Source organism: Tardiphaga sp. 839_C3_N1_4, assembly GCF_051811045.1.
GTDB lineage: Bacteria > Pseudomonadota > Alphaproteobacteria > Rhizobiales > Xanthobacteraceae > Tardiphaga.
In genome coordinates, this window is the sequence record NZ_JBPWQD010000001.1 from 3,309,381 (window position 1) to 3,336,088 (window position 26,708).

The 26,708-nt window shown below is 59.7% G+C and carries 30 protein-coding genes; 12 read left to right on the plus strand and 18 right to left on the minus strand.

The window, feature by feature from the left end:
- Positions 1-94: 94 nt before the first annotated feature.
- Positions 95-910, minus strand: a complete 816-nt coding sequence (locus AB8A38_RS15885; protein ID WP_089262723.1) for an ABC transporter permease — start codon at positions 908-910, stop codon at positions 95-97.
- The gene (locus AB8A38_RS15890; protein ID WP_439086608.1) at positions 907-1,701 is read right to left on the minus strand and encodes an ABC transporter ATP-binding protein; all 795 of its coding nucleotides are present in this window, start codon (positions 1,699-1,701) and stop codon (positions 907-909) included. Before AB8A38_RS15890 ends, AB8A38_RS15885 begins: the two co-directional genes overlap by 4 nt.
- Positions 1,702-1,810: 109 nt before the next feature.
- Between AB8A38_RS15890 and AB8A38_RS15895 the strand changes: the two genes are divergently transcribed.
- Positions 1,811-3,127 (plus strand): ActS/PrrB/RegB family redox-sensitive histidine kinase, encoded by a 1,317-nt coding sequence (locus AB8A38_RS15895; RefSeq protein ID WP_089262725.1) that lies wholly within the window; start codon positions 1,811-1,813, stop codon positions 3,125-3,127.
- A 220-nt stretch (positions 3,128-3,347) separates the two neighbouring features.
- On the plus strand, positions 3,348-4,571 hold the full coding sequence (locus AB8A38_RS15900; RefSeq protein ID WP_439086609.1) for an LON peptidase substrate-binding domain-containing protein: 1,224 nt from the start codon (positions 3,348-3,350) through the stop codon (positions 4,569-4,571).
- A gap of 88 nt (positions 4,572-4,659) precedes the next feature.
- Here AB8A38_RS15900 and AB8A38_RS15905 read toward each other — a convergent pair whose 3' ends face one another.
- Both AB8A38_RS15905 and AB8A38_RS15910 read right to left on the minus strand, forming a co-directional pair.
- Complete coding sequence (locus AB8A38_RS15905; RefSeq protein ID WP_439086611.1) at positions 4,660-5,898, minus strand: MFS transporter; 1,239 nt, start codon at positions 5,896-5,898, stop codon at positions 4,660-4,662.
- 114 nt (positions 5,899-6,012) lie between these two features.
- A complete protein-coding gene (locus AB8A38_RS15910; protein WP_439086612.1) occupies positions 6,013-6,693 on the minus strand; it encodes a DUF938 domain-containing protein in 681 nt (226 codons plus the stop codon).
- A 145-nt stretch (positions 6,694-6,838) separates the two neighbouring features.
- Between AB8A38_RS15910 and AB8A38_RS15915 the strand changes: the two genes are divergently transcribed.
- Both AB8A38_RS15915 and AB8A38_RS15920 read left to right on the plus strand, forming a co-directional pair.
- Entirely contained in the window at positions 6,839-7,879 is a 1,041-nt protein-coding gene (locus AB8A38_RS15915) for an MBL fold metallo-hydrolase (protein ID WP_439086613.1), read from the plus strand.
- A 48-nt stretch (positions 7,880-7,927) separates the two neighbouring features.
- Complete coding sequence (locus AB8A38_RS15920; protein ID WP_439086614.1) at positions 7,928-8,758, plus strand: class II aldolase/adducin family protein; 831 nt, start codon at positions 7,928-7,930, stop codon at positions 8,756-8,758.
- A gap of 10 nt (positions 8,759-8,768) precedes the next feature.
- On the opposite strand, the gene AB8A38_RS15925 is transcribed toward AB8A38_RS15920, so the two are convergent.
- The gene (locus AB8A38_RS15925) at positions 8,769-9,824 is read right to left on the minus strand and encodes a HoxN/HupN/NixA family nickel/cobalt transporter (RefSeq protein ID WP_439086615.1); all 1,056 of its coding nucleotides are present in this window, start codon (positions 9,822-9,824) and stop codon (positions 8,769-8,771) included.
- A 219-nt stretch (positions 9,825-10,043) separates the two neighbouring features.
- Here AB8A38_RS15925 and AB8A38_RS15930 point away from each other — a divergent pair, with 219 nt between their 5' ends.
- Together AB8A38_RS15930 and AB8A38_RS15935 are read left to right on the plus strand one after the other, a co-directional pair.
- Positions 10,044-10,280, plus strand: coding sequence for a hypothetical protein (locus AB8A38_RS15930; protein ID WP_068732887.1), 237 nt, complete (start codon positions 10,044-10,046; stop codon positions 10,278-10,280).
- On the plus strand, positions 10,280-10,534 hold the full coding sequence (locus tag AB8A38_RS15935) for a hypothetical protein (protein WP_315840460.1): 255 nt from the start codon (positions 10,280-10,282) through the stop codon (positions 10,532-10,534). The genes AB8A38_RS15930 and AB8A38_RS15935 overlap by 1 nt, the downstream gene beginning before the upstream one ends.
- Positions 10,535-10,571: 37 nt before the next feature.
- Here AB8A38_RS15935 and AB8A38_RS15940 read toward each other — a convergent pair whose 3' ends face one another.
- Positions 10,572-10,820 (minus strand): hypothetical protein, encoded by a 249-nt coding sequence (locus tag AB8A38_RS15940; RefSeq protein ID WP_439086616.1) that lies wholly within the window; start codon positions 10,818-10,820, stop codon positions 10,572-10,574.
- Positions 10,821-10,981: 161 nt separating this feature from the next.
- Here AB8A38_RS15940 and AB8A38_RS15945 point away from each other — a divergent pair, with 161 nt between their 5' ends.
- Complete coding sequence (locus tag AB8A38_RS15945; RefSeq protein ID WP_176454452.1) at positions 10,982-11,131, plus strand: hypothetical protein; 150 nt, start codon at positions 10,982-10,984, stop codon at positions 11,129-11,131.
- A gap of 76 nt (positions 11,132-11,207) precedes the next feature.
- On the opposite strand, the gene AB8A38_RS15950 is transcribed toward AB8A38_RS15945, so the two are convergent.
- From AB8A38_RS15950 to AB8A38_RS15965, 4 genes are all read right to left on the minus strand, one after another.
- A complete protein-coding gene (locus tag AB8A38_RS15950; RefSeq protein WP_068733701.1) occupies positions 11,208-12,134 on the minus strand; it encodes a dihydrodipicolinate synthase family protein in 927 nt (308 codons plus the stop codon).
- Between the two features lie 70 nt (positions 12,135-12,204).
- Positions 12,205-13,188 carry a TRAP transporter substrate-binding protein gene (locus AB8A38_RS15955; RefSeq protein ID WP_089262741.1) on the minus strand — a complete coding sequence of 328 codons (984 nt, stop codon included), beginning with the start codon at positions 13,186-13,188 and terminating at the stop codon, positions 12,205-12,207.
- A 28-nt stretch (positions 13,189-13,216) separates the two neighbouring features.
- Complete coding sequence (locus AB8A38_RS15960) at positions 13,217-14,482, minus strand: TRAP transporter large permease (RefSeq protein WP_093759765.1); 1,266 nt, start codon at positions 14,480-14,482, stop codon at positions 13,217-13,219.
- Position 14,483: 1 nt separating this feature from the next.
- Positions 14,484-15,107: a TRAP transporter small permease gene (locus AB8A38_RS15965; RefSeq protein ID WP_439086617.1), complete on the minus strand. Its 624-nt coding sequence runs from the start codon at positions 15,105-15,107 to the stop codon at positions 14,484-14,486.
- Positions 15,108-15,277: 170 nt separating this feature from the next.
- On the opposite strand from AB8A38_RS15965, the gene AB8A38_RS15970 reads away from it, so the two are divergent.
- Positions 15,278-15,955 carry a GntR family transcriptional regulator gene (locus AB8A38_RS15970; RefSeq protein ID WP_089262746.1) on the plus strand — a complete coding sequence of 226 codons (678 nt, stop codon included), beginning with the start codon at positions 15,278-15,280 and terminating at the stop codon, positions 15,953-15,955.
- Positions 15,956-15,985: 30 nt separating this feature from the next.
- Here the strand turns inward: AB8A38_RS15970 and AB8A38_RS15975 are convergent, their stop codons facing one another.
- Positions 15,986-17,164 (minus strand): M20 aminoacylase family protein, encoded by a 1,179-nt coding sequence (locus AB8A38_RS15975; protein ID WP_439086618.1) that lies wholly within the window; start codon positions 17,162-17,164, stop codon positions 15,986-15,988.
- A 525-nt stretch (positions 17,165-17,689) separates the two neighbouring features.
- Between AB8A38_RS15975 and AB8A38_RS15980 the strand changes: the two genes are divergently transcribed.
- Positions 17,690-18,160, plus strand: a complete 471-nt coding sequence (locus AB8A38_RS15980; RefSeq protein WP_089262750.1) for an aminoacyl-tRNA deacylase — start codon at positions 17,690-17,692, stop codon at positions 18,158-18,160.
- A 92-nt stretch (positions 18,161-18,252) separates the two neighbouring features.
- On the opposite strand, the gene AB8A38_RS15985 is transcribed toward AB8A38_RS15980, so the two are convergent.
- Complete coding sequence (locus tag AB8A38_RS15985; protein WP_089262752.1) at positions 18,253-19,053, minus strand: AMP nucleosidase; 801 nt, start codon at positions 19,051-19,053, stop codon at positions 18,253-18,255.
- Between the two features lie 324 nt (positions 19,054-19,377).
- On the opposite strand from AB8A38_RS15985, the gene AB8A38_RS15990 reads away from it, so the two are divergent.
- The 3 genes from AB8A38_RS15990 (at position 19,378) to AB8A38_RS16000 (ending at position 22,294) form a co-directional block, all read left to right on the plus strand.
- On the plus strand, positions 19,378-19,797 hold the full coding sequence (locus tag AB8A38_RS15990; RefSeq protein WP_315840456.1) for a CBS domain-containing protein: 420 nt from the start codon (positions 19,378-19,380) through the stop codon (positions 19,795-19,797).
- A 332-nt stretch (positions 19,798-20,129) separates the two neighbouring features.
- Positions 20,130-21,533, plus strand: a complete 1,404-nt coding sequence (locus AB8A38_RS15995) for an NfeD family protein (protein ID WP_439088533.1) — start codon at positions 20,130-20,132, stop codon at positions 21,531-21,533.
- A complete protein-coding gene (locus AB8A38_RS16000) occupies positions 21,530-22,294 on the plus strand; it encodes a slipin family protein (protein ID WP_315840455.1) in 765 nt (254 codons plus the stop codon). Before AB8A38_RS15995 ends, AB8A38_RS16000 begins: the two co-directional genes overlap by 4 nt.
- 104 nt (positions 22,295-22,398) lie before the next feature.
- On the opposite strand, the gene AB8A38_RS16005 is transcribed toward AB8A38_RS16000, so the two are convergent.
- From AB8A38_RS16005 to AB8A38_RS16030, 6 genes are all read right to left on the minus strand, one after another.
- The gene (locus AB8A38_RS16005) at positions 22,399-22,602 is read right to left on the minus strand and encodes a hypothetical protein (RefSeq protein WP_089262760.1); all 204 of its coding nucleotides are present in this window, start codon (positions 22,600-22,602) and stop codon (positions 22,399-22,401) included.
- 135 nt (positions 22,603-22,737) lie between these two features.
- Positions 22,738-23,031, minus strand: coding sequence for a GYD domain-containing protein (locus tag AB8A38_RS16010; protein ID WP_439086619.1), 294 nt, complete (start codon positions 23,029-23,031; stop codon positions 22,738-22,740).
- Between the two features lie 36 nt (positions 23,032-23,067).
- Positions 23,068-23,433 carry a cytochrome C oxidase subunit IV family protein gene (locus tag AB8A38_RS16015; RefSeq protein WP_315840454.1) on the minus strand — a complete coding sequence of 122 codons (366 nt, stop codon included), beginning with the start codon at positions 23,431-23,433 and terminating at the stop codon, positions 23,068-23,070.
- A gap of 9 nt (positions 23,434-23,442) precedes the next feature.
- Positions 23,443-24,165 (minus strand): heme-copper oxidase subunit III family protein, encoded by a 723-nt coding sequence (locus AB8A38_RS16020; protein WP_439086620.1) that lies wholly within the window; start codon positions 24,163-24,165, stop codon positions 23,443-23,445.
- Between the two features lie 16 nt (positions 24,166-24,181).
- Positions 24,182-24,886 carry a cytochrome c oxidase subunit 3 gene (locus AB8A38_RS16025; RefSeq protein ID WP_439086621.1) on the minus strand — a complete coding sequence of 235 codons (705 nt, stop codon included), beginning with the start codon at positions 24,884-24,886 and terminating at the stop codon, positions 24,182-24,184.
- Positions 24,883-26,658: a cbb3-type cytochrome c oxidase subunit I gene (locus AB8A38_RS16030; RefSeq protein WP_439086622.1), complete on the minus strand. Its 1,776-nt coding sequence runs from the start codon at positions 26,656-26,658 to the stop codon at positions 24,883-24,885. The genes AB8A38_RS16025 and AB8A38_RS16030 overlap by 4 nt, the downstream gene beginning before the upstream one ends.
- Positions 26,659-26,708: the final 50 nt, after the last annotated feature.

The window sequence follows — 26,708 nt, forward strand, 5'->3', positions numbered from 1 at the left end:
TACTGGTGTCTGCGTAAGAAAGCGTCAATGCGCCGCACGCATGGCTTTCAGGCCATTGGGGGTAAAAACGGCGGTTATCCCTTGATAAATGGTCTTATTCGCCGCCGGAGATCAGCGTTCCGGCGCGCCTAGCGCTGTTCAAAAGCCCAAGAAATATCGCGAATGAAACAATAAACAGCACGACGTTGATCGCCAGCGCAGTCAACATCAGGTCGGCGCGGAAGGTGTGATCGAACAGCAGCGCCCGCATGCCCTCGAACACATAGGTCGGCGGCAAGGCCCACGCGACATATTGCAGCCACGCCGGCAGCACCGAGACTGGATAGTAGACGCAGGCCAGCGGCATCAGCCCGAACATCAGCGTCCAGACGATGCTCTCGGCGCCGAGGCCGTTGCGCAGCACCAGACCCGACACGAAGATACCGAGCGACCAGCTGGTGAAGATCAGGTTGCAGAAGAACGCGATCAGCGGCAGGCCGAGCGCGAACAGATTGAATTTGAAGAACATTGCGAGAATCACCATCGGGATGATGCCGATGGCGAGGCGGATCAGGCTCATGATCATCAGCGAGATCAGAAACTCGATCGGCTTCAGCGGACTCATCATCAGGTTACCGAGATTGCGGGCCCACATTTCCTCAAGGAAGGAGATGGAGAAGCCAAGCTGGCCGCGAAACAGGATATCCCACAGGATCACCGCGCCGATCAGCGTGCCACCGGCCTGGGCGAAGAACCCGGCATTCTGCGAGATGTAATTCTGCAGGAAGCCCCAGGTGATGATCTGCAGCGCCGGCCAATAGACCAGCTCCAACATCCGCGGCCACGACGACACCAGCAGATACCAGTAGCGCAGCACCATCGCATTGATGCGATGCATGGCGATGCCGTGTGACCGCTCTACAAGGCTCATGGCGCCTGCTCCCGGTCGCGACCGCGCGCGACGTCGAGGAACACGTCTTCCAGCGTCGTACGGTTATAGCGCAGCAGAATCTGCTCCGGGGTGTCGTCGTCCTCGATGCGGCCCTTCTTCATGATGATGACGCGGTCGCATAGCCGCTCGACTTCCAGCATGTTGTGCGACGCCAGAAGGATCGTGGCGTTGTGGTTGCTACGATAGGTCTCGATATGTCGCCTGATCCAGTCGGCCGTATCCGGGTCGAGCGAGGCCGTCGGCTCATCGAGCAGCAACAATTCCGGCTCGTTGATCAGCGCCTTGGCAAGCGCAACACGGGTTTTCTGGCCTGCGGAGAGCTTGCCGCTGGCGCGGTCGAGAAAATCGGTGAGGTCGAGATCTTCAGCCAGTTGCGCGATGCGGCCCTTGAGATCCGGCACGGCATAGAGTTTTCCGAACACGGTGAGGTTTTGCCGGACCGTGAGCCGCATCGGCATATCGACGTAGGGGCTTTCGAAATTCATCCGACCGAGTACTTCGGCTGATTGCGCCGGCATCGCGCAGCCGAGCACCGAGACCTTTCCCGAGGTCGGCAGTGTCAGCCCCATGATCATGGCGATGGTGGTGGTCTTGCCAGCGCCATTGCCGCCCAGGAGGCCGGTGATACTGCCGCGCGCGATCTTGAACGAGATGTCGTCCACGGCGCAGTTGGTCTTGTAGAATTTGACGAGATGAGCGACGTCGATCGCCGCCGCAGCATTGCGATCAACCGTCGCCGCATGACCTGACTTGGTGTCTTCAATCGTCATTGCTGCCGTTCCATGCGGCATTGTGGCGGCGAAGGCAAGCTTGGGCGCTTCAAGTGGCCGCAGCCCGCATGGGTTTGTGGTCATCGCCTGACACGTCTAATGTCCTGATATGACCGATATTTCCGCCTCCGACTTTCGCCAGCCGCGCCGTTATGTTCGTCTCGACACGATTCTGCGGTTGCGCTGGCTCGCTGCGCTCGGCCAGTTGGCGGCGATCTTCGTCGTGGTGCAGGGGCTCGAATATGACGTCGCCATTATTCCCTGCGTGACGATCATCGGCCTGTCGGCAACCCTCAATCTCGTGCTGCAGACGCTGTTCAATCCGGTCCACCGGCTGGAACCGCTCTTCGCAGCCGCCCTGCTCGCGCTCAATATCATCGAGCTCGCGGGCCTGCTCTACTGCACCGGCGGATTGCAGAATCCGTTCTCGTTCCTGTTTCTGGCACCGGTGCTAATCTCGGCGACGGCATTGCCGACGCGGTTCACCATCGCGCTCGGCGTTCTCGCGGCGGCCTCTGCCACCGTGCTGGCCTTCTTTCATTTGCCGCTACCGTGGGACTCCGCAGAACCGCTGGTGCTGCCGCAAATCTATCTGCTCGGCGTTTGGTTCTCGATCCTGACTGCCATCGGTGTGACCAGCCTCTATGCGTTTCAGGTCACTGAGGAAGCCCGCAAGCTTTCGGATGCGCTTGCCGCCACCGAACTGGTGCTGACGCGCGAGCAGCATTTGACCCAGATCGACGGTCTCGCCGCCGCTGCCGCGCATGAATTGGGAACGCCGCTCTCGACCATCTTCCTGATCTCCCGGGAGCTTGAGAAGAACATTCACAACAACCCGGAACTCGCCGACGACCTGAAGACCGTCCGCGAACAAGCGCAGCGCTGCCGCGAGATTCTGTCCAAGATCACGCAGCTGAATTCGAGCGGCGCGCCATTCGACCGCATGCCGCTCTCGCAGCTGATCGAGGAGGCCGTGGCGCCGCATCGCGACTTTGGCATTGCCATCAAGATACGTATCGCCGTCGCCAACGCCCCCGAACCGGCCGGCATGCGCAATCCGGCGATCCTCTACGGCGTCGGCAACATTCTGGAGAATGCGGTCGATTTCGCGCGGGAGCAGGTCGAGGTGAACGCCTGGTGGAATGCGGAAAGTATCGTGATCTCGATCTCGGACGATGGCCCGGGCATTCCGCCGGACCTGCTGAAGCGAATCGGCGAGCCCTATCTGTCGCGCCGGCGCCCCGCCGAGGAGGGCGAACATCGCGGCCTCGGCCTCGGCGTATTCATTGCGCGCACGCTGCTGGAGCGCACCGGCGCCAGAGTCACTTTCAGCAATCGTGTCTTTCCGGATCACGGCGCGGTGGTGCAAATCTCATGGCCGCGCGACGCCTTCGAGACTGCGGACCAATTGGCCGATGTGGACTGATACAAGTCTCACTACCGCGTGAAGGCAGCCGACAGCTGCACTCATTGACAGCTCGACGCGTTTGAGCCAATTTTATCTTGGTTGATACGACCTGCCGGTTGCGCCCTGAACGGGACGGTGAACGTATCACTTCCTTTGCCGACATCCTTTGTCCGAGCGACCGGGTCAGCAACGCAACCACCTGATGCCTCCTGGTTCGCTCATGCAAAGGACGAAACAGATGCGCGATTTTCGCGATGCAAAGGCTATGGCGCAGACCCTGCGCGAAAACCTCACAACCAAAGCCATCACGATCAGTCACAGCGAAAGCCTGGAGTTGATATCGAGAATATTGGGTGTCGCTGACTGGAATACCTTGTCGGCGATGCTGCAGATCGGTCGAACTTCGCGGGAAACGCCGACTATCAAGCTTCAAAGCGGAATATCAAGCTACCCGGCCATTCCGCTGAGAGATCTCGTTCCATTCCCGACAACGACCTATCCGCTTTTTGTCGGACGCGAGAAAACGATACTCGCTTTGAAAGATGCCTTCGAGCGGCAACGGGAGGTCGTGCTTGCTATTCAAAAGAACGAAACTGTTGACGAACCTGGCTTCGAGGACATCTACGACATTGGCGTTCTCGCCCAGCTGCTTGAAATTCAAAGGCTTGATGACGGCACGCTCAGGGTTCTGGCACAGGGACGTCAACGGGTCATAATTCAACGCTTCGTAGGCGAGACCGGCTCGTATAGAGCCGATGTTACAGGCGTGAGTGAGGGTCCTATTCCTGATGAGCCCGAACTGATCCGTCAGGCAGTCAAACGGTTCGAGAGCTACGTTTCGGCTCACGACATGCGCGTACCACCGATTTGGCCGCCGCTTGAGCGAACCCTCGACCCCGGACGGGTTGCCGACGTCATCGCCTCGCATATCGTCCTGCCGATCAGCGAAAAGGAGAGGCTGCTGGCGACCCTCGACCCAGGGAAGAGGCTGAAAAGCGCCGATGCACTTATCGACCTGTCGACGCTGCCGCTTTCGCCCGCGCTTCACGCGACGCGGCGACGCGCAATCGACTATGCCGACCAGAGAGGCCATCAATATGCAACATTGGAGCACCTGTTACTTGCACTGGTCGATGACACCGATGCCACGGCGGTGCTGCAGGATTGCAATGCCGATTTCGGCACGTTGAAAGCCGACCTGATCCGCTACCTCGACAAGGAACTGAAAAATCTGATGATCGAGACCGGCAAGAATGGCCAGCCGACGGCAGCATTTGTGCGTGTGTCCCAGCGCGCTGCGATTCACGCGCAGGAGCTTGGCTGGCCTGAAGTGAAAGGGTCAAACACCCTACTGGCCATCTTTCCCGAAACAAGAAGTCCGGCTGTCCGCCTGCTGAGCGGACAAGGCATCACCCAGAAACTGGTGGCTGCTTCGATCACCGGAAACACAGGATCGGTCTGACGACGTCCGGACGTCCCAGAGTGTCGTTCACAAATGCCGGCTTGGGCGATGGTGATCGCCAGGCCGGCAAGTGTGTGATGCACCTTGGTTAGACCGCCGGATCGGGAAAGGCCGCGGCCTGCTGCGACGCCCGGCGCTTGATGAAACCGGCCATGACCAGCGCCACGAGCCCGAGAACGACCGGCGGGAAGACCACAGCATTGACCGTGGACCAGCCATAATTCGCCAGCAACTGGCCGGAGGAGAACGAGCCAACCGCCATCAGGCCGAACACCAGAAAGTCGTTGAAGGCCTGCACCTTGTTGCGCTCCTGCGGCCGATGGGTCTCCAGCACCAGTGCGGAGGCGCCGATGAAGCCGAAATTCCAGCCGAGGCCGAGCACGACGAGACAGACCCAGAAATGCATGGCGCTGATTCCGGCGATGCCGATCACTGCAGCGATCGCCTCCAGCGCCAGTCCTGCGGCCACGACCTTCGATGCGCCGAAGCGCGCGATCAGCGATCCCGTGAAGAAGCTCGGCCCATACATCGCCACGATGTGCCACTGCAGGCCGAAATTGGAATCGCTCAGCGTCAGCCCACAAAGCTTCATCGCCAGCGGTGCCGAGGTCATCACGAGATTCATCATTGAATACGACACCACGCCGCAAATTGCAGCCGCGATGAAGCGCGGCTGCCGCACGATCTCCAGCAGCGGCCTGCCACCATGCGTGTCCGCGGGCGCGGGCCTCGGCGCATCCACCGTGGAGAGCAAGGCCATCGCGATCAGGGCGACTACCGCCTGCGCCGCGAAACTCGCAGCAAACAGATAGGGCGACCAGATATCCATGGTCCATTGCACGAGCTGCGGACCGAGCACGCCGGCGAACACGCCACCTGCCATCACCCAGGAGACGGCTTTCGGACGATAGGACGGGCTGGCGCCATCGGCCGCGGCGAAGCGATAGGACTGCGCGACAGCGCCGTAGAAGCCGCCGAAGAATGTCGCGCAGCAGAACAGTGCGAATGATGCTTTCAGGATCGCGATGGCGCCGAGCAGCCCGCAGATCGCACCGGCGCCACTGCCGATGATGAAGGCGACGCGGCGACCATAGGCGCGGGAGATCATGCCGACCGGTAGCGTTCCGCAGGCAAGGCCGACGACATAGACCGAGATCGGCACCGTCGCGAGCGACACGCTCGGCGCCAGCGTCGCCCCGACAATGGCACCGGTGGCGAAGATGACAGCCGAATTGGCGCCGCCAAGCGCCTGCGCTGCCGCCAGCCTGATCACGTTGGAGCGTGCGCGCGCGTCATCGTGTATCTCTGGGGTAGCCGCGTCGATCATGGGGAAATCCGCCCGGATGTGGCCCGGTTCGTCCCGGGGCCTTCGTTCAGCGCAACTATGACGACAGCCCTGCGGCAGATCAACACACGCGAGCGCGCACGCACCATGCGCTGATCAGTCGGGCGACCGATCGAAGATCAGAATCAGATTATTGGCCGGCATCTCGATGATCTCTGCCAGCCCGAGGCCGACGCCCTGTGCAACGCGCTCGAGCTCCTCGACATCGCGCACGCCCCATTCAGGATTACCGTCGCGCAGGCTGGTGTCGAACACGGCATTGCTCACGGCCGTATGTTTGCCGCCGCGCTTGAACGGGCCATAGATAAAGAGACGTCCATCCGGCCGCAGATATCTTGCTGCGCCCGCGATCAAACCTTCGGCGACGGGCCAAGGCGCGATGTGGACGACATTGGCGCAGAACACCGCGAGCAGAGCATCCGGGCCGTTGCCGTTCTCCATCTCCGGGCACCATGCGGGATCCAAGAGATCGATCCGCAGCGGCGGCCTGACATTGGTCAATTGCGCATGGGTGCGCCAGGCGGCGATGCTTTTCAGATGGGCGTCGTTGAGATCGCTCGGCCACCAGGTGATGTCGGGCGTTTGTCCAGCGAAGTGAATGACGTGCTGGCCGGTGCCGCTGCCGACTTCCACGACATCGCCGCAAGCCTGCTGCAGGAAAGTCGCAAGAACCCGCCAGATCGCCTCGTGGTTGCGATGGAAAGCTGCGGCATCGAGCCGGCCATCATCTTCCACGCGGCGGCCATTCCGACCGAATTCGACCACATATTCCGCCATCAGGACCTCACTGCTGTGGGCAGTATCCCGAACTTGCCTTCACGAACAAGAGAAGAAAGAGGTCATCCAAACGCCGCCAAATGGGTTAATATTCTGACGAATACCCGATCTGAAGAAGGATCGACCACGCAGAATTGGTGCGCCCATGATCTTCCGTCAGTTGTTCGACAGTGTGTCCGGCACATATAGCTACCTGCTTGCCAGCCGCCACGGCGGCGAGGCGCTGATCCTCGATCCTGTTCTGGAAAAGGTCGATCGCTATTGCCAGTTGCTGCGCGAGCTCGACCTGAAGCTTGTGAAGGCGGTCGATACGCATCTCCATGCGGACCACGTCACCGGCCTCGCCGAACTGCGCGATCGCACCCATTGCGTCACCATCATGGGCGATCAGAGCAAGGCGGACGTCGTCGCCATGCGTGTCAGCGACGGCGACAAGGTGACGATCGAGGGCCTCGAGCTCGACGTGATGTATACGCCCGGCCACACCGATGACTCCTACAGCTATCTAATGGGCGACCGCGTCTTCACCGGCGACACGCTGCTGATCCGCGGCACCGGCCGCACGGATTTCCAGAACGGCAGCGCGCGGGCGCAGTATGATTCACTGTTCAACCGCCTGCTCAAGCTGCCCGACGAGACGATGGTATTCCCTGCGCACGACTACAAGGGCGACACCGTCAGCACCATCGGCGAAGAGAAGCGCTACAATCCGCGGCTGCAGGTGAAGTCCGTGGAGGACTACATCGAGCTAATGGGCAAGCTCAACCTGCCAAATCCGAAACTGATGGATGTGGTGATCCCGGCCAATATGAAGGTCGGGCTGAAGCCAGACGCGCTGAAGAAGCAAGGCCTGGCGCTGTCTCCGCGGGAGGCTATTGCTCATCTTGGCGATCCCGCCATCCTGCTGGTTGATCTGCGCGAGAGTAGCGAACGCGCCAAGCACGGCGTGCTCGCCGGTGCGCTGCATGCGCCCTACCCGTCGATATCGGATAGCCTCAAGCCCGGCGGCATGTTGCGCGAGGTCGCCACTGCCACCAAGCGCCGCATCGTGTTCTTCTGCGCCTTCGGCGAACGTTCGGCCATGGCGGTGAATGCCGCGAAGGATGCAGGGATCGACAATGCCGCGCATCTGGACGGCGGCATCGATGCGTGGAAGAAAGCTGGCGGCCCGGTGTTGGCCGCATGATATAGCGAGCAAGGCGGACCAACCCGCCACTCGACAGGGGGGATGACAATGGTGTCGACACGATCGGCTGCGCCAATGCTGCTGGCAATGGTGTTCTCACTCTCCTTGCAACCGGCCTCCGCACAAATCGCAGCACAGCCCCCCGCACCAACATCTGCCGGCTCCGTCGATCCGGCGTTGATGCAGGACCTCGTGGTGGCGAACCGCGTCCTCACCGACCTCAATGTGATCGATGGTTTCGGCCATGTCAGCATGCGCCACCCGACCGACCCCAACCGCTATCTGATGGGTCGCTCCGTGGCCCCGGCCCTGGTCACCACCGACGACATCATGGAATACGACCTCGATTCCAATCCCGTCGACGCGAAGGGACGCGCCAGCTTTCTCGAACGCTTCATCCACGGCGAAATCTACAAGGCCCGGCCCGACGTCAAAGCTGTCGTCCATACGCATTCGCCGGGAATTATTCCCTTCAGCGTCAGCAGCACACCGCTGCGGCCGGTGTTTCACCTTGGCGCCTTTCTTTTCCCTGAAGCGCCGGTGTTCGAGATTCGCGACAGCGCCGGCATGAGCAACATGCTGGTCAGCAACGCGCAGTTGGGCAAGGCGCTGGCCAGTACGCTCGGCGACCGCAGTGTCGCGCTGATGCGGGGCCATGGCAGCGTCGTCGTGGCGGGCACGATTCCGATGGCAGTGTTTCGCGCCCATTACAGCAACGTCAATGCGCAGCTGCAGTCGCAGGCGCTCGCGCTTGGCGGATCCGTGAGCTATCTGCTGGGCGAGGAAAGCCAGAAAACGCTGGCTGTGATCGACCAGATCCATGGCCGGGCCTGGGATCTGTGGAAGCGCGCAGCGCTGGAAAAGATGACGCCCAAATAGCGACGCCGCATCAGGCCTCGTGAACCCGTACCTCGATGTCGTCGTAGCCTTTGACGCGATAGACGATCACCGAGATCATCCAGCTCAGGATGAAAATCGCGATGATGAGATAGCCGAGCGCGCCGAAATTCTCGTTCAGCGCCTCAATGCCGTCCCAGAAGCTGCCCGACAGGTCGAGCTTGCGGCCGATCAGACCGAGCGCCTCGACACCGCCGATCACCAGCGCCACGATCACCGACACCAGCGTGATGATCATGTTGTAATACAGCTTGCGGATCGGCTTCACGAAAGCCCAGCCATAGGCACGCACCATCAGCACCGAGTCCGTCGCGTCGACCAGCGACATTCCCGCGGTGAACAGTGCGGGAAACACGAGAATCGACCACATCGACATGCCATCGGCGCTTTGCGAGGCGGAGATACCCAGAAGCGCGATTTCGGTCGCGGTGTCGAAGCCGAGGCCGAACAGGATGCCGAGCGGATACATGTGCCAGCTCTTCGAGATCACGGCGAAGACCGAACACAGCATGCGGCCGATGACGCCGCGCTGCGAAAGCAAAACATTGAGATCTTCATCGATGAAACGCTCACCGCGCTTCACCGCCTTGAACAGCCGATACACCGATACGAGAATGAAGATATTGGCCACTGCCACGATCAGCAGGAAGAAGGCCGAAACGCTGGTGCCGATAAGGCCACCGATTTCCTTGAAGTTCGCAAATTTGTCCTGCAGCGCCGACACTGCCAGCGCCACGAAGACGGATGCCACGACCACTACGGTGGAATGGCCGAGCGAGAAGAACAGGCCCACCGACAGCGGCCGCTTGCCGGACTGCATGAGCTTGCGCGTCACATTGTCGATGGCCGCAATGTGGTCGGCGTCAACGGCGTGGCGCAGGCCGAAGGTGTAGGCGAGCAGCGCGGTGCCCAGCAGAACCGGCTGGTCGCGGAAGGCGATCAGGGCCCATATCCAGGCCAGCACATTGGCCGGGATCAGAATGGCGTAGATAGCGATAATGCGGCCGCGCAGGTTGTCGGCGCCATCGTTGAATAGTGTGCGGATCATGGAGATTCTTGCAGTCCGGATTACCACCGGATTGTCTCAGGAAGGCCTGACGGACGCAACCTGGCCTCATTCGCGTCGAATTCGCCGCATTTCCGGCACAAAGCGATTAACTGCAGCGGCCAGTTAGGTGGCAGCAGGGGTGCCGCTTCCTATATCTACGTGATAAGAATGACACAGAGTTCGCTGCGCGCCAATCGCGCGGCCCAACCCGAGGCGTTGATGGACACCGAACAGGAACAGAAGACACCCGCAGAACTGAAGGAAATCCGGCTCGCCCGCAAGGCGGCGCAGGAAGCTGAAGGCGTGAAGGCGATGGCCGACATTGCGGCCGCCGATGTCGCTATCCGCAAGCGGACCGAGGAACTGCGCGCGCTTCGCCTTGCCAGGGAAGCCGAAGAACTGGCCAACCCGCCCGAACCCAAACCGAAAGCTACCAGAAAAAAGAAAACGAGCTGATGCCAACTGACGACAAAGCGACGAAATCCGAACGCGACGCCGCGGCCAAAGCGGTACTCGACAACATGGCCCGACTGAAGGCCATGCGCCTTGCCCGCGAAGCGGTATCGCCCCCCGCGCCGGCCAAGAAGAAGACCGCAACGAAATCGGGCAAGACGTCTTCGAGCAAGACATCGTCAAGCAAATCGACGGAAAAAGCACAGGCCCTGGCAGCGTGGCTCGCCGATCAGCGCAGCGGCGGCCGCAGGACCTGACTATCGCAGGACCTGCTTTCGCAGGGTCTGATCTATCTCAGGCCGCACTCGGCGCAGGCCATTCGATCATGGTACGGGTCTTGGTCGCAGAATCGTAGACCTGGATCTGAAGCATCTGAAACTGGTTCTTCAGCTTCATGCCGGCTTCTTCCGCGGCTTCGACCGTATCGTGATGGGATTTGAAATGGCCATCCACCACCAGTGAATAACCTTCAGTCGGCGCCCTGTCGGCGCGAACGAATTTGCGCGCCTGCGGTTCGTCGAGCTCTAACTTCGGTTTTTTCATCGTCACTCCAGAACAAGATTCGCCCGATTTCAAAGCGGGCAGGATTCGCCCCCGTTTACACGGTCATGCGGAAAAACACAGGGCAATTGCGGGATTACGACAATATCTGCTTCAATCACGGTCAGAATGAGGTCAACACAAGCAATCCGGCGGGGAAAATGATGAGCGGACGAGTGGGCGGAGCCCGCGACGACAAACCGGCCAAGGACGACAAGCAAAAACCCGTCCCCGCGCCGCCGCGGCCTGACGACGACGAGGAAGACGGCGATATCGCCACACCGAAACGCGATCGCGACGACGAAGATGTCTAGCTGTGCGAAGGCATCGCTACATAAGACATCGGCGCCACGACTGACGCGCCGATAAATTTCAGATAGCGACGAGTCGTTAAGCTGCCTTGAGGCCGACATCCGGCAGCATCGGACGGTGACGCAGCGCCTTGGTCATGATTCCCTCCACTTCCGCTTTTTCATGCGGCAGCAGCGCCAGACGTGGTGGCCGGGTCAGTGCGGTACCGCGGCCCATGATGTTTTCGCACAGCTTGATGCACTGGACGAGATCCGGGCGCGCATCGAGATGCAGCAGCGGCATGAACCACTCATAGATCGCCATCGCCTCTTGGAGTCGTCCGGCCTTGGCCAGACGGAACAGCGTCTCGCCCTCGCGCGGGAACGCATTGGACATGCCGGACACCCAGCCGACGGCGCCCATCGCCACGCTCTCAACGATCACGTCGTCGAGGCCGGCGAACAACACGAAGCGGTCGCCGACCATATTGCGCGTGTCGATGAAGCGGCGTGTATCGCCTGACGAATCCTTGAAGCAGACGACCGTGTCGACATCGGCCAGCGTAGCGAGAATGTCGGGGGTGACATCGTTCTTGTAGATCGGCGGGTTGTTGTAGAGCATCACCGGCAGATCGGTGGCGGTGGCGACCGAACGAAAGTGCGCGGCAGTCTCGTGCGGCTTGGACGAGTAGACCAAAGCGGGCATCACCATGATGCCATCGATGCCGACGCGTGCGGCTTCCTTCGCGGTATCCACGGCAAAGGCCGTGGTGAATTCGGCGATACCGCAGAGCACGGGCACGCGGCCCTTCGCGACCGACTTGGCCGCTTCCATGATCGCGATCTTTTCCTTGCGCTCCAGCGAGGTGTTCTCGCCGACGGAGCCGCAGATGATCAGGCCGGACACACCGTCGCGGATCAGGCCGTCCATGACCTTCGCGGTGGCGTCGATGTCGAGCGACAGATCGTCATGGAATTGGGTAGTGACTGCGGGGAAGACACCTTCCCAGGAAATACGGGGACTCATGGCAAAACTCCGTGTGATGCCGGCGCGCATAGCGCGCCGGTTGATGAGGACGATGGGGTGGCATTGAGGATCAGATCGTCGCGCCGACCTTGCGCAGCTCGGCGAGCACAGGCGCTTTGGGCAGCCAGATCTTGTCGAATTCGGCGATGACGGCTTCGGTATCCTTGACGGCCACCTGACGCACCGGCACCGACGTGCCCTTGAAATTCTCGATCAGTGCCGGCTCGCCAGCAGCCAATTCGTCGATCTGCGCATCAAGCGTCGACTTCACCGCCTTGGTGATCAGCTCCTTGTCGGCGGCGGGCAGCGACTGCCAGACGCGGCCGGACACGACCGCGGCCATCGGCATGAAGACGGCATTCATCTGCAGGATCGACTTCGACACCTTGTCGAAGCGCTGGTTCCAGGAGAATTCCAGATCGGCTTCAAGACCATCGACCTGGCCGTTCGACATGGCGTCGAACACCTGCGGCGTCGGAATCGGCGTCGGTGCGGCGCCGAGCGATGAGTAGAAGTCGCGATAGACCGGCGTCGGATTGATACGCAGCTTCATGCCCTTGATGTCGGCGAGCGTGTTGAGATCCCTGACCGCGAAAACCGCGCGCATGCCGGTGATGCCCCAGCCGAGGCCGATGGTGCCGGTTTCCGCAGGAAGCACGTCGAACAGTTTGACTGCCGCCGGATGACGCACGAATTTCGCCACGGCTGGCGTGGAGCGCACGATATAGGGCGCGTTGATCGCCGCGATATGCGGCACGCGCGAACCGAGTTCGGCAGCCTGAATAAAGCCCATATCGAGCGCGCCGGTCTGCAACTGCTGCATCATCGCTGCTTCGTTGCCGAGCTGGCCGGAGTGAAACACCGTCATGGTGAGACGGCCCTTGGTCTCTTCCTTGAGTTGATCGGCGAGCTTCAGCGCAGCCTTGTTCCAGGAATGGCCGTTCGGCGTGATCAGGCCGAGACGCAGCTCCTTGGCCTGCGCCAATGCGAGCGACGGCGCAAACACCGAAGCAGCTGCCGATGCGGCGAGGAAGCGACGACGTGAGATGGTCATGACAGAGGCTCCTTGATGGGTATGGGGCTTACTTGATGAGGGCGAGAGACAGATACGGATAGAGGGAGAGCAGCACCAACAGGATGCAGGAGATGAAGAAGAACGGCAGCGTCACCATGAACATCTTGCCGGGCTTGGCGCCTGTGACGGCGGCGGCGACGAAGAAACAGAGTCCGACCGGCGGCGACAGCAATCCGAGCACGAGATTGATCACGACGACCACGCCGAAGTGACGCGGGTCGATGTGGTAGATCTCGGTCGCCACCGGCAGCAGGATCGGCACGGTCATGATCAGGCCGGGCACGCCGTCGATCACCGTGCCGATGACCAGCAGGATGACATTGCAGATCAGCATGAAGCTGATCGGATCCTTGGCAACAGTCTGGATCCAGGCGGCGGTCTCCTGCGGCACCTTGCCGAAGATCAAGACCCAGGAAAACACGGCGGCCGCAGCCACAAGAAACAGCACGATCGCCGAATAGATACCGGAGCGCAGCATCATCTGCGGTAGCTGCGACCACTCGAATTCCTTGGTCCAGTATTTGCCAACAACAGCAGCAGCGACTGCGCCGACCGCAGCCGATTCTGTCGCATTCGCAAGGCCGCCAAGGATGGAGCCGACGATGACGATGGGAATCAAAAGTGTCGGCGAGGTGCGCAGGATGGTCATCACACGCTGTTTCGGCGTCTGATAGTCCGCACGCGGATAGTTGTAGACGTAGCCCATCAGCGCGATGACGACACAGAACATCACTGTGAGGATGACACCGGGAATGATGCCCGCGATCAACATGTCGCTGACCGACACCTGCGCCAGCACGCTGTAGACCACGAACATTACCGACGGCGGAATGATCGGGCCGAGCATGCCGCCGTAGGCGGTGAGACCGGCAGCGAAGGTCTTGTCGTAGCCTTTCTTTTCCATTTCCGGGACCATGATCTGCGCCATGATCGCGACCTGTGCGGTCGCCGAGCCGAGAATGGAGGAGATGAACATATTGGCGAGAATGTTGACGTAAGCCAGTCCGCCCTTCAGTGAGCCGACAAAGGCCATCGCCATGTCGACGATGCGCTTGGTGATGCCGCCGCCATTCATAATCTCGCCGATCAGGATAAACAGCGGGATCGCGATCAGACCGTAGCTGTCGACGCCGCCGAACAGTTGCAGCGGATAGGACTGGAACAGCACCGGATTGCCGGACGCCATGATGTAGACGAAGCCGGCGAGGCAAAGGCAAAGACCGATCGGCACGCCGACCAGCATGATCACCGTGAATGCGGCGAAAGTGATCATATCAGTTCACCCCGTCGAGTTCGGAGAGCTGGAAGCCTTTCGGCCGCACCTTGGCGACGAGGCCGAGGTCCTCGAGCAGATTCGCAATGCCATGGATGGTGATCGACACCGCGAAAATGGGCAGCGTCAGATAGAGGACCCATGTCGGCCAGTTCAGCGTCTGGGTGCGCTCGGTGTAGAGAAAATTGAAGGTCTGGCCCGCGAACTTCTTCGCGTCGAAGCCTGCTTGCGCAAGGCCGATCGGGTCCATCCAGAGCATGCAGGTGACGATCAGGCCGACACCGAACACGATCACCGTGCTCGTGGCGATAATCTTGAAGATCTGCTGACTTCTGGCCGACAGACGTTCGGTCATCATCGTGACCGCAAAGTCGAGCCGCAGGCGGGTCATCGCGGAGGCGCCGATGAAGGTCAGCCAGACCACCGAATACACCGCCGACTCATCGATCCAGTAGATCGGGAAGTGCGAATAGCGGGTGACGACATTCACCAGGATCAGCGCCGTCAGCAGATACATCAGGCCCATCAGAGCCAGCCGCTCGAAGGCCAGCAGCCCGGCGGACGCCACCAGGATGACCCGGCGGGCCCCGATGGCCGGGGCCGTCGACATCGTCTGGTCACTCATAAACTGCCCCCGCTGTCACGATTGTGATATGATTTTTGGATCGTATAATTTATACAATTTCCCTGTCAAACGCTGATTTGCACAAATTCGGGCCTTGAGGAGTTTTTGTGCGGCAGCGAAGACGGAGAGATCAATCCGGCCGAAATCCAGAGAAAAGGCTCGATAAATCAATGAGCGCGCCGCTAAAGCACCGCACCCTGTCGGCCATGATCGCGGATCAACTCCGCCAGGCCATCCTCGACGGCACCCACCCGGCCGGCGCGCAGTTGCGCCAGGACGCCTTGGGCGAGGCCTATGGCGTCAGCCGGATTCCGGTGCGGGAAGCCCTGTTTCAGCTTGAGGCCGAAGGGCTGGTGAAGATCGTCCCGCAGAAGGGCGCTATCGTCTCGGAACTGTCGCTCGACGAAATCAACGACGTGTTCGATCTCCGGGTCATCCTCGAGCCACGGATGCTGGCGCAGTCCGCGCCGCATTTTGTCGACAACGACTTCGCTGCACTCGACGACATCCAGCACCGCTTCGAGAAGGCGATTGCCGCCGGCAATATCAGCGAATGGGGACAGCTCAACGCCGATTTCCACATGGCGATGTATGTCCGGGCGCGGCAGCCGCGCACACAGACGATCGTGATGGCGCTGCTGCAAACCAGCGACCGCTACACGCGCATGCAACTCTCGACCACCACCGCGATGGGCATCGCTGAGAAAGAACACGCCGAACTCATCGCGCTGTGCCGCAGCCAGAAGATCGATGACGCCTGCCGTTTCCTTGAACGTCACATCGAGTCGGTGCGCGCAGACCTTTTGCGCGTCATCGGCCGCACCATTCCGAAGAGCGGCGCGGCGTAGACACGCCGCTCAGATCGCGTTGATCGCGGTCTATGCGAGCTCTTGCTCCACCAGCCCGGCGAGATAGCTCGCGCCGATCGGTAAGAGATCGTCGTTGAAATCGTAGCCGGGATTGTGAACGGGCACGCCGCCCTTGTCGGCGGTGCGCTGCCCGAACATCAGATAGGCACCACGGTTGCGTTCGAGCATGAACGCGAAATCTTCACCGGCAAGAATTGGATTGCCTTCGCGCAGCACCTCGGTAACGCCCGGCACCGCCGCCGCGGCTTCTGCCGCGCGCACCGTCTCGTCGGCCGTGTTGATGGTGGCCGGATAGGCGTGGCGATACTCGATCTCCACCGTGCCGCCGCAGGCCTGCGCGGTCAGCGTCACCGCGCGCATGAACAATTCCTCGACGCGTTCGCGCACCTCGGGCTTCAGCGTACGTACCGAGCCGCGCAACTCCACCGTCTCGGGCAGAACGATGTCCGAGGTACCGCCATGGATCTGGCCGATGCTGATGATGGCGGATTCCAGCGCATCGATCTGGCGCGACGGAATCGCGTTCAGCGCATTCACCACCTGCGCTGCCATGGCCACCGTATCGATACCCTGATGCGGATGCGCACCGTGCGAGGAACGGCCACGCAGCGTCACCTTGAAATAATCGATCGCCGCCAGCGCCGTGCCGGTCAACGCCTTGACGGTGCCGAGCGGCATGTCCGGGCTGTTATGGATCGCATAGATGGAATCGCAGGGGAAACGCTCGAACAACCCGTCGTCCATCATCGCCTTGGCGCCAGCGAGCCCTTCCTCGGCCGGCTGAAAGATCAGATGCACCGTGCCGGCGAAATTGCGCGTCTCGGCAAGATATTTCGCAGCGCCAAGCAACATCGTGGTGTGACCGTCATGGCCGCAGGCATGCATGCGGCCGGCATTCTGCGAGCGGTGGGCAAAACCGTTGCCCTCCTCCATCGGCAGCGCGTCCATATCAGCGCGCAAGCCAATGGCCCGGTTGCTACCCGCCGCCTGATGACGGCCACGGATTACGCCGACGACGCCGGTGCCGCCGAGGCCACGATGCACCTCGATACCCCACTCCGACAGCCGCTCCGCCACCAGCGCACTGGTGCGCTCCTCCTCAAAGCCAATCTCCGGATGCGCATGGAAATCCCTGCGCCATACGGTCATTTCCGGGTGCAATTGGTCGAGACGTTCGCGCGGGGTCATATGCTCTCACCTTTGGACTTGTCCTGCGCATAGGCTAGCCCGACGACCATGCCCTCGCAACCAACCGGCCGCACACACTGCGCGCGCCACACACTTCGGCGCTGAACCCGGGGTGACATTAAGCGGAGATGCGCGTCACCACATGACATCGTGGTCGATCGGCCTGTCTGTGAATGCTGTGCGTTCTGGAAAATGGCACGCCATTCAGAATAAAACTTCGCCCCCCTATGTTTTTGAAATGGATATGTAATTTCGATTGATACCTCATGCGATCCCCGCATGCGCACAAATGGACAGCAGCCCCCGGTTTGGGGAAGAACCATTGCGGCGCTCGCGCAGTCACCACCGACAGCGCGGGCATTCTGATTTATCTCGCGAGAGAGTTGGTCACCGATAACGAATTGCAGCTGTCGGATGGGAGGCCTATGCTGAGCCTACAACCACGCAGCCGCCCATCGCACGGCGAGAGTCTGCAGACAAAGACCTTACGATGGATGGCTTGCATTTTGCCCCGGAGGTCACGCCATGACCATTGCTCCCACCCTGCAAAAATACCTGGCCGCTGAAAACATCCAATACGAGGTGATCCCGCACGAACTCCGCATGACGTCGTCCGGCACGGCTGAGGCATGCCACATCTCGGGCGATCGCCTCGCCAAGGGCATCGTGTTGCGGCGCGACGGCGAATATATACTGGCCGTCTTGCCCGCATCGCATCACCTCCGCCTGTCGGACCTGAGAACATCACTCGGCGACAATGTCCACATGGCCGATGAAACCGAGATCCATCAGCTGTTCCGCGACTGCGCACACGGTGCAGTTCCTGCCGTCGGTAAATGCTACGGGCTGGATATCATCGTCGACGACAGCATCCAGGCGCAGCCGGAGGTCTATCTGGAAGCTGGCGATCACGAGACGCTGCTTCATATGGGTCACGCGCAGTTTGCGCGCCTGATGGCCAACGCCCAGCACGGCCGCTTTAGCGCGCATGACTGAGGATTAGTCCGACGATCCGCGGCGGCCGTCGCAGACCCAAATGGAAAGATCGTACCGCTGCTTAATTGTCGATGCAGCGGTGCGACGCCTCTTTACGTCTCATGCCCTGCATCGAAATCGTCTTCGAAACGCAAATGCTTGACGCTGCGGCCGCGGCGCCGCACAAGCTTCAGGGCCTCCACTCCGATCCTGATATGCCTTTCGACATAGTTCGCGGTCACCTCCTGATCCGACGCTTCGGTCTTCACACCCTCGGGAATCATTGGCTGATCGGACACGAGAAGCAGTGCGCCAGTCGAAATGTGATTGGCAAATCCCGCAGCAAAGATTGTTGCGGTCTCCATGTCGATCGCCATGCTCCGTGTACGACGCAATATATCCCTGAAGCGATCATCATGTTCCCAGACACGACGATTGGTCGTGTACACGGTGCCGGTCCAATAGTCGTGACCGAGATCGCGGATCATGGTCGACACCGCGCGTTGCAACTGGAACGCGGGCAGCGCAGGAACCTCCGGGGGCAAGTAATCATTTGAGGTGCCTTCGCCCCGAATAGCCGCAATCGGTAGAACCAAATCGCCAATTTTATTTTTGCGTTTCAACCCACCGCATTTGCCGAGAAACAACACGGCTTTCGGCGCGATGGCACTTAACAGATCCATCACGGTCGCAGCATTCGGGCTTCCCATGCCGAAGTTAATCAGAGTGATACCATCGGCAGTCGCATTGGGCATCGGTCGATCTGCGCCCTTTACCAAACTGCCATACGCCGTGGCGAACCATTCGACGTAGTTGTCGAAGTTGGTCAAGAGAACATACTCTCCGAACTCAGCAAGCGGCGTGCCGGTGTAACGCGGCAACCAGTTTTCTACGATATCCTTTTTCTCTTTCATTCCCAATGATCTCGTCCGGAGGTGTGCAACACCGCCGCCTGCCAAACTAGTGGATAGGACCGCTCCCTGTCCAATGAGACACGTTTGGATTATTTGGGTTCCATTTCCACTTGCAACCGTGGATGGTCCCGGCCTTGCGTCGAATGCGCGCTGTTCAGGAGCGTGGATTGAAACAGCGGCCGCGTTTGTCCGGTCTGATCGCGCAGGCATGATTTTTCTTCTGCGACCTCGCACGTAATTGATTGTATAGTTGGAGGACATGGAGGGAGGCGAGACATACTGCATTGCATCAATTCACCTGAACTCTAGGAATGGAGGTTCGCCATGAAAGTCAAAGAGGTGATGCACAAAGGTGTCGATTGGGTTAGCCCCGACACTCCTGTCACCGAGCTCGCGAAATTGATGCGGGGGCATGACATTGGCTGCGTTCCGGTTGGCGAGGACGACCGCCTGATCGGGATGGTGACCGACCGCGACATTGTCTGCAAAGGGCTCGCGAGGAACAGCTTCGATGCCGGCCGCGCGACGGCACGCGATGTGATGACCGAAGGTATCCATTGTTGCCGGGAGGACGATGACCTCGCAAAGGCAGTACATCACATGGAGAAACTGCGGGTCCGCAGGCTACCGGTGATCAACAAGAGTAAACGGATGGTCGGTATCGTCAGTCTGGGCGACGTCAGCCATTCTGCGTCAGGTGATTTGTTGTCCGAGTGCGTCAAGAGCGTTTCGGCCCATCACTGAAACACGGCCAGCGCTCCTCTTGCGATCCGGCGGAGGGGCGCGGGCCGTCGGCATGATCGTCGAACAGTTCGATGACAGAACTTTGCTCATCGAGCCGCGATGAAGAAGGCCGTGCCTACGCGGTCACGCCATTATATTCGGAGGCGAAGCAAGGGCGTGGATCGAAACCGCGAACTTCTTATGTCATTGAGACTGCCTGATAATATCGACGATTCTTCTCGTCTTGCGCAGCCCTCACATTGGTTTCGACAGCGAGCGGCGGCTCGCCAATCCCCGTCGTATTGAGATTCTGCCAGGACCCCCCACATCATCTTGATAAGGGAGGCCAGGCTGTGCAGACCGTACAGGCCACTCTTACGGCGACAATTGCGATTGTCGCTCTGGCTGTCTCCCCCACCACGCCTGTCTCGGCGGAGGGGAGTGGAAAACTTGTGCTGACGATCGCAATCGACGGAGTGATCGGACCGGCAACCGCCAGCTACGTGAAAGACGCTCTCGCCAAGGCAAGCGAACAGCGCGCCGAAGCTGTCATTCTGCGCCTGAATACGCCGGGCGGTCTCGTCACCAGCATGCGTGAGACTATCGCCGACGTGCTGGCATCGCCCGTTCCTGTCATAGGTTATGTTGCTCCGCCCGGGGCACACGCCGCCAGCGCCGGCACTTATCTCCTCTATGCAACGCATATCGCCGCAATGGCGTCGGGCACCAATCTGGGCGCCGCGACGCCCGTGCAAATGGGCAGTCCGGTGCCAGGCCTGCCGGGCAGCACCCCTGACAAAGACGGCAAGGACAAGAAAGATAGCGCCCAGCAAACGGAGCCGAAGGATGCAATGATGGCGAAGGCGACGAACGACGCTGTCGCCTTTATCCGCAGCTTGGCCGAGTTGCGAGGACGTAACGCCGATTGGGCCGAGAAGGCTGTCCGGGAGGCAGCTAGTCTTTCCGCCAGTGTTGCGTTGCAAGCGAATGTTATCGACCTCATTGCGCGCGACCCGGTCGAACTGCTCAGACAGGTCGATGGTCGCGTCGTGGAGCTTCCCGGTGGCGACAGACGGCATCTGGCGACAACGGATGCGACGATCGAGACGATCGACTCCGGATGGATCGCGCAATTTCTGTCTGTGATCACCAACCCCAACGTCGCCTTCATTCTTCTGCTGGTTGGCATCTACGGCCTGATTTTTGAATTCACGTCTCTTGGCGCCGTCGCGCCCGGCGTGGTTGGTACGATCTGTCTGCTTCTGGGCCTCTATGCCTTCAACCTGCTGCCAATCAACTATGCCGGCCTTGGGCTGATGATGTTGGGGATCGCGCTTCTGATTATCGAGGCCTTCAACCCGACCGTGGTTCTTGGCCTCGGCGGAGCCATTGCCCTGGTTCTTGGTGGGTTGATGTTGTTCAGGATCGAAGTGCCCGGATACCGGCTGTCATGGACGCTCGTCAGCATCGTGACGGCAATGTTCATCGGACTGCTTCTCATTGTGCTCGGCTCGCTCCGGCGCGCCCGCAAAGCTCCGGCACGAATCGGCGCGCAGGCCATGCGCGGCCTGCCCGCCGAAGTTCTCGACTGGAATGACATCGAAGGTCACGTCTTCACGCAGGGTGAGCGCTGGCGAGCCCGCGGCATGGAAACATTCAAGCCCGGAGAGACGGTCGAGATCGCCAGCATCACGGATCTGACGCTGATGGTGCGTCGCCGGCCGGCACTCAGCGCCGACGAGGGAGGTGTACGATGATGCTCGATTACATAGCCTATTCGCTGCTCGCGATCATCGTGATCGCCTTTCTCTCCTCCGCCATTCGCATACTGCGAGAATACGAGCGCGGCATCGTCTTCACACTCGGACGCTTCACCGGCGTGAAAGGTCCGGGCCTCATCATCCTGATTCCGTTCGTGCAGCAGATGGTGAAGGCCGATCTCAGGGTGATGGTGCAGGATGTGCCGCCGCAGGACGTCATTTCCCGCGATAACGTTTCCGTCAAGGTGAACGCCGTTCTCTATTTCCGCATCGTCGACCCGGAACGTGCTATCATCAAGGTCGGAAATTACATGGTCGCAACCAGCCAGTTAGCGCAGACCACGCTGCGCTCGGTGCTCGGCAAGCATGAGCTGGATGAAATGCTCGCAGAGCGCGACAAACTCAACGCCGACATTCAGGAGATCCTCGATCAGCAAACCGACGCGTGGGGCATCAAGGTCACCAACATCGAGATCAAGGATATCGACCTCAATGAAAACATGGTGCGTGCCATCGCCAAGCAGGCCGAGGCGGAGCGGCTGCGGCGGGCGAAAGTGATCAATGCGATAGGCGAGCAGCAAGCCGCCGAGAAGCTCGTCGAGGCCGGCCGGATCCTTGCTCAGGAGCCGCAGGCGATGCAGCTGCGCTATTTTGCGGCGTTGCACGACATTGCAGGCGAGCGATCATCGACTGTGGTCTTTCCGTTGCCGATGGATCTGCTCAGCCATATGACGCCGCGGCCACGCGAAACATCGTGACTTCCTTCTTGTGCTTCAGCGCCAACTGAAGCTGTCGGCTTGAGTTTGCTATGACCACCCGAACGAACCATGACTTGCACCGGCTTGCTCATCCCAACCTATCGTCAATGAGTATCCTCGGCGCGCTCGTCGACGGGCACATGTGACGGGTGTCGTGCGTCGCCGCGCCGGTTTTGTGGGCGCACATACATCGTCATCGCTTCCGGGAGCTCCGCCTTGACTTTCAGAGCGGCGACAAGCGCGTCCTCGGCGTCCACGACAACATGGCCCGCCTTGCCCTTTAACTTGAATCCAACGGTAAATTGCATCTGCGCACTACCTCGTCTTCACTGCAATTGTGTCCCGCCTACTTTCCGCCAGCGGGCGCCATCTCGACCTTCTTTCCCGTCGACATGTCATTTGACCGGCGCGTGGCATCTCGCGGACGTGCCTCCGGTCCGCAATCAGCCTAGCGACTTGATGATCTCCCGGTAAGCCGTTTCGGGAAACGCTTTCAATGTGTGCGTTCGAATGTTTCCCAGCATACCCAGCTGCAAGTTGAAGCGCGCGGCGACGGCATCGTCCGGCGCTTCGTAAACCGCGACGATGTCATAGTCGCCCATGGTCAGAAAAAACGATTTGAACTCTCCGTCCATGTCCTTGAGAGCTTTCTTCGCCAGGTCGAGACGACGTGGCGAGTCCTTGAAGTGCTGGATACCTTGATCAGTCCAGTTTGCAAGCATGATATATGTGGTCATGGAAGTCCTCCTTGCGCACGAGACCCCCGCTCATCTTCACGCCCCAGTCTTGAAGAAAATGATCCGACTCAACAGCGTGTAGTCCGATTCAAACACCATGATCCCGACAAAAACCAGCAACACCAATGGCGGGAGCAGGATGGCATAAGCCAAAGCCAGACGCTCCCACGCCATGTGCATGAAGACCGCAACAATCAAGCCCGCCTTCAACATCATGAACAGCACGATGAGAGACCACCTCAGATACCCCTGCAGGTTGAAGTAGTCGACGAGGTAAGAGCATGTACTCAGAACAAAAAGCCATCCCCAGACCACGAGATAAAGCTTGATCGGATGCTGATGTCCCTCGGCATGGGCCGCGGGGGATGTAGGGGGCGTTGCATGTAGCGTGACTTCAGCCATGTTTTTCCCTCACCAAAGATAGAAAAAGGCAAAGATAAACACCCATACCAAATCGACGAAATGCCAATACAGGCCGGTGATTTCGACGATCTCGTAGTTTCCCTTCCTGCTTGTGAAAAATCCCCGATGTCCGGTCTCGAAATCTCCGCGCCAGACCTTTCGCGCAATGATAATCAGGAAAATCACGCCAATCGTTACGTGCGTGCCGTGGAATCCTGTAATCATGAAAAAGCATGAGCCGAATTGCTCCGCCCCCCACGGATTTTCCCAGGGCCTCACCCCCTCCATGATCAGCTTGGTCCACTCGAAAGCCTGCATTCCGACAAATGTCGCACCGAACGCAGCTGTCACCAGCATCAGCATCGCCGTTTTGCGGCGATCGTGGCGGTAGCCGAAATTGACGGCCATAGCCATTGTCCCGCTGCTGCTGATCAGCACGAAGGTCATGATGGCAATCAGAATGAGCGGGATGTGTTGTCCTGCAATCGTCAGAGCGAAGACTTCACTCGGGTTTGGCCAGGGCACCGTCGTGGACATGCGCGCCGTCATGTACGACAGCAGGAAGCAACCGAAGATGAAGGTATCGCTGAGGAGAAAGATCCACATCATGGCCTTTCCCCAGGATACATTCTTGAATGCCCGTTGGTCCGAGGACCAGTCGGCGACAATACCTTGCCAGCCTGCGGTCGTCGTTCGGCGCTTTTCGATGTTTGCCAGCACAGTCTCTGCCATCGCATCGATGCCTTTCCTATGTCAGCAACTGGCGACAGATGGTGACGAATTCGTCCGCCCAGCCTGTCAGCAGAGCGAGCAGGATCAACCAGACCAGGAGTAGGAAGTGCCAATACATCGTGCACAATTCCACACTCAAACGCAGTTGCGGGATTTCAACACCGCGCCATGCCTTGACGATGGTTCTGCCCAAAGCCACGAGACCGCCGAGCAAGTGCAGTCCATGGACCGCGGTGATCAGATAGAAGAAGGCGTTGGCTGGATTGGCCGCCAGAAAGTAGCCCCCGATGTTGAGCTGGTGCCACACCAGCAACTGACCTATCAGGAACACAACGGCGGAAACGCCGCTTGCAAGCAGGCCGGTCAGCACATTTTCGCTGTCGTCGCGATCTACGGAAACATGCGCCCATTGCAGCGCGCCACTGCTCACGATCAGAACACCGGTGTTGAACCACAGCAACCCGGGCACGGGCAGCGACCGCCAGTCGATCAATTGCATACGCATGGAGTAAGCGCTGACGAAGAGCGCAAATAACGACCCGACGACCGCGAGAAACACACCCAAACCTATTTTCGCCGCCGGCAACGACATCGAACTTCCGCCGGGAAAATCGCCAACCGCCCCCTCCTCTAGCCAGGGCTTGGCCGCAAGCCGTTGCTGCGAGAGCCACCATCCCGCAATGGCCGCTATTCCAGCCATGAACAGGACGATGGCCGTCATGGATGCGCTCCCTTCGGCGTCAAACTGGCCGGCGGTTCATTCTGGGGGATGAAATCCCGTGCTGCGCCGGGCACGCTATAGTCATAAGCCCAGCGATAGACGACCGGGAGTTCCTTGCCCCAGTTGCCATGTGCCGGCGGCGTCTGCGGCGTTTGCCACTCGAGCGTGGTCGCGTTCCACGGATTGCCGCCAGCGTCCTCGCCCTTGGACAGGCTCCGGATCATGTTGAACACAAATACGAGCTGGGCAAAGCCGACGATGAGCGCAGCGATACTCATGAATGCATTCAGGTCATGGGCAGACGCCGGGACGAATGCCGTCCCGCCGATGTCGTGATAACGGCGCGGCACACCCAGCAGCCCGAGATAGTGCATGGGGAAGAAGATCGCGTAAGCTCCAAGGAACGTGACCCAGAAATGGAAGCGCCCCAGTGTCTCGTTCATCATCCGTCCCGTCACTTTCGGATACCAGTGATAGATCGCGCCAAACACGACCATGATCGGCGCAACACCCATGACCATGTGAAAATGGGCGACCACGAACATGGTATCGGACAACGGAACGTCCACGACGACGTTGCCGAGGAACAGGCCAGTCAGGCCGCCATTGACGAACGTGATGATGAATGCCAGCGCAAATAGCATCGGAATGGTGAGGTGAATGTCGCCACGCCACAGGGTCAGGATCCAGTTGTAAACCTTGATCGCCGTGGGGATCGCGATGATGAGGGTCGTTGTTGCGAAGAAAAATCCGAACTTCGGATTCATGCCACTGACATACATGTGGTGCGCCCACACCACGAAGCTCATCGCTCCGATTCCGACAATCGCCCACACCATCATGCGATAACCGAAAATATTCTTTCGCGCATGAGTGCTGATTAGGTCAGAGACAATGCCAAAAGCAGGTAAAGCAACGATATAGACTTCGGGGTGGCCGAAAAACCAGAACAGGTGCTGGAACAGCAGCGGACTGCCACCGCCGTACTTCCCCAGCTGACCCATCTCCACGAGCGTTGGCATGAAGAAGCTGGTGCCAAGAAGCCGATCGAACAGCATCATCACTGAGGCAACGAACAAGGCTGGAAATGCAAGCAATGCCATTACGGTTGCTGTGAAGATTCCCCACACCGTCAGAGGCAGCCGCATCAGCGTCATTCCGCGCGTGCGACCCTGCAGCACCGTCACGACATAATTCAGGCCGCCCATGGTGAAGCCGATAATGAACAGGATCAGCGACACCAGCATCATGATGATGCCTGCTTCCTGTCCTGGGCTTCCGGACAGAATGGCCTGCGGCGGATACAGCGTCCATCCAGCGCCAGTTGGCCCACCCGGTACAAAGAAGGTCGCAACCAGCACCAGCACGGCAAGCAGATAAATCCAGTAGCTCAGCATGTTCGCGTAAGGGAACACCATGTCGCGAGCACCGACCATCAGCGGGATCAGGTAGTTCCCGAAGCCTCCGAGAAACAGCGCTGTGAGAAGATAGATCACCATGATCATCCCATGCATGGTGATGAATTGGAGATACTGGCTCGGATCGATAAACGAAAACGTTCCGGGGAAACCGAGCTGAAGCCGCATCAGCCACGACAGCACCAGCGCGACCATACCGATGGCCATTGCCGTAATCGCATACTGGACCGCAATGATCTTGGCATCTTGCGAGAAGACATATCGCGTCCACCAACTTCTTGGGTGATAGAGATCGACCTCACCCACTTCGGCCGGCGGAATTCCTGCGAGTACGTCAGACGGGACATCAACCATTAAAATGTCCTCCCGGATCTATCCTCTGATCGTCGCTCATCGTAAGTGTT

What these genes read in the sequence shown, in the direction of transcription:
- AB8A38_RS15900 (WP_439086609.1), top strand. Translation starts at nt 3,348, where the DNA reads ATGCGCGATTTTCGCGATGCAAAGGCTATGGCGCAGACCCTGCGCGAA.
- AB8A38_RS15885 (WP_089262723.1), bottom strand. Translation starts at nt 910, where the DNA reads ATGAGCCTTGTAGAGCGGTCACACGGCATCGCCATGCATCGCATCAAT.
- AB8A38_RS16020 (WP_439086620.1), bottom strand. Translation starts at nt 24,165, where the DNA reads ATGGCAGAGACTGTGCTGGCAAACATCGAAAAGCGCCGAACGACGACC.
- AB8A38_RS15945 (WP_176454452.1), top strand. Translation starts at nt 10,982, where the DNA reads ATGAGCGGACGAGTGGGCGGAGCCCGCGACGACAAACCGGCCAAGGAC.
- AB8A38_RS16010 (WP_439086619.1), bottom strand. Translation starts at nt 23,031, where the DNA reads ATGACCACATATATCATGCTTGCAAACTGGACTGATCAAGGTATCCAG.
- AB8A38_RS15910 (WP_439086612.1), bottom strand. Translation starts at nt 6,693, where the DNA reads ATGGCGGAATATGTGGTCGAATTCGGTCGGAATGGCCGCCGCGTGGAA.
- AB8A38_RS15890 (WP_439086608.1), bottom strand. Translation starts at nt 1,701, where the DNA reads ATGACGATTGAAGACACCAAGTCAGGTCATGCGGCGACGGTTGATCGC.
- AB8A38_RS15985 (WP_089262752.1), bottom strand. Translation starts at nt 19,053, where the DNA reads ATGAAAGAGAAAAAGGATATCGTAGAAAACTGGTTGCCGCGTTACACC.
- AB8A38_RS15990 (WP_315840456.1), top strand. Translation starts at nt 19,378, where the DNA reads ATGAAAGTCAAAGAGGTGATGCACAAAGGTGTCGATTGGGTTAGCCCC.
- AB8A38_RS15970 (WP_089262746.1), top strand. Translation starts at nt 15,278, where the DNA reads ATGAGCGCGCCGCTAAAGCACCGCACCCTGTCGGCCATGATCGCGGAT.
- AB8A38_RS15930 (WP_068732887.1), top strand. Translation starts at nt 10,044, where the DNA reads ATGGACACCGAACAGGAACAGAAGACACCCGCAGAACTGAAGGAAATC.
- AB8A38_RS15975 (WP_439086618.1), bottom strand. Translation starts at nt 17,164, where the DNA reads ATGACCCCGCGCGAACGTCTCGACCAATTGCACCCGGAAATGACCGTA.
- AB8A38_RS15965 (WP_439086617.1), bottom strand. Translation starts at nt 15,107, where the DNA reads ATGAGTGACCAGACGATGTCGACGGCCCCGGCCATCGGGGCCCGCCGG.
- AB8A38_RS15915 (WP_439086613.1), top strand. Translation starts at nt 6,839, where the DNA reads ATGATCTTCCGTCAGTTGTTCGACAGTGTGTCCGGCACATATAGCTAC.
- AB8A38_RS15925 (WP_439086615.1), bottom strand. Translation starts at nt 9,824, where the DNA reads ATGATCCGCACACTATTCAACGATGGCGCCGACAACCTGCGCGGCCGC.
- AB8A38_RS15920 (WP_439086614.1), top strand. Translation starts at nt 7,928, where the DNA reads ATGGTGTCGACACGATCGGCTGCGCCAATGCTGCTGGCAATGGTGTTC.
- AB8A38_RS15895 (WP_089262725.1), top strand. Translation starts at nt 1,811, where the DNA reads ATGACCGATATTTCCGCCTCCGACTTTCGCCAGCCGCGCCGTTATGTT.
- AB8A38_RS16025 (WP_439086621.1), bottom strand. Translation starts at nt 24,886, where the DNA reads ATGACGGCCATCGTCCTGTTCATGGCTGGAATAGCGGCCATTGCGGGA.
- AB8A38_RS15950 (WP_068733701.1), bottom strand. Translation starts at nt 12,134, where the DNA reads ATGAGTCCCCGTATTTCCTGGGAAGGTGTCTTCCCCGCAGTCACTACC.
- AB8A38_RS16030 (WP_439086622.1), bottom strand. Translation starts at nt 26,658, where the DNA reads ATGGTTGATGTCCCGTCTGACGTACTCGCAGGAATTCCGCCGGCCGAA.
- AB8A38_RS16015 (WP_315840454.1), bottom strand. Translation starts at nt 23,433, where the DNA reads ATGGCTGAAGTCACGCTACATGCAACGCCCCCTACATCCCCCGCGGCC.
- AB8A38_RS15960 (WP_093759765.1), bottom strand. Translation starts at nt 14,482, where the DNA reads ATGATCACTTTCGCCGCATTCACGGTGATCATGCTGGTCGGCGTGCCG.
- AB8A38_RS15935 (WP_315840460.1), top strand. Translation starts at nt 10,280, where the DNA reads ATGCCAACTGACGACAAAGCGACGAAATCCGAACGCGACGCCGCGGCC.
- AB8A38_RS16005 (WP_089262760.1), bottom strand. Translation starts at nt 22,602, where the DNA reads ATGCAATTTACCGTTGGATTCAAGTTAAAGGGCAAGGCGGGCCATGTT.
- AB8A38_RS15980 (WP_089262750.1), top strand. Translation starts at nt 17,690, where the DNA reads ATGACCATTGCTCCCACCCTGCAAAAATACCTGGCCGCTGAAAACATC.
- AB8A38_RS16000 (WP_315840455.1), top strand. Translation starts at nt 21,530, where the DNA reads ATGATGCTCGATTACATAGCCTATTCGCTGCTCGCGATCATCGTGATC.
- AB8A38_RS15940 (WP_439086616.1), bottom strand. Translation starts at nt 10,820, where the DNA reads ATGAAAAAACCGAAGTTAGAGCTCGACGAACCGCAGGCGCGCAAATTC.
- AB8A38_RS15955 (WP_089262741.1), bottom strand. Translation starts at nt 13,188, where the DNA reads ATGACCATCTCACGTCGTCGCTTCCTCGCCGCATCGGCAGCTGCTTCG.
- AB8A38_RS15905 (WP_439086611.1), bottom strand. Translation starts at nt 5,898, where the DNA reads ATGATCGACGCGGCTACCCCAGAGATACACGATGACGCGCGCGCACGC.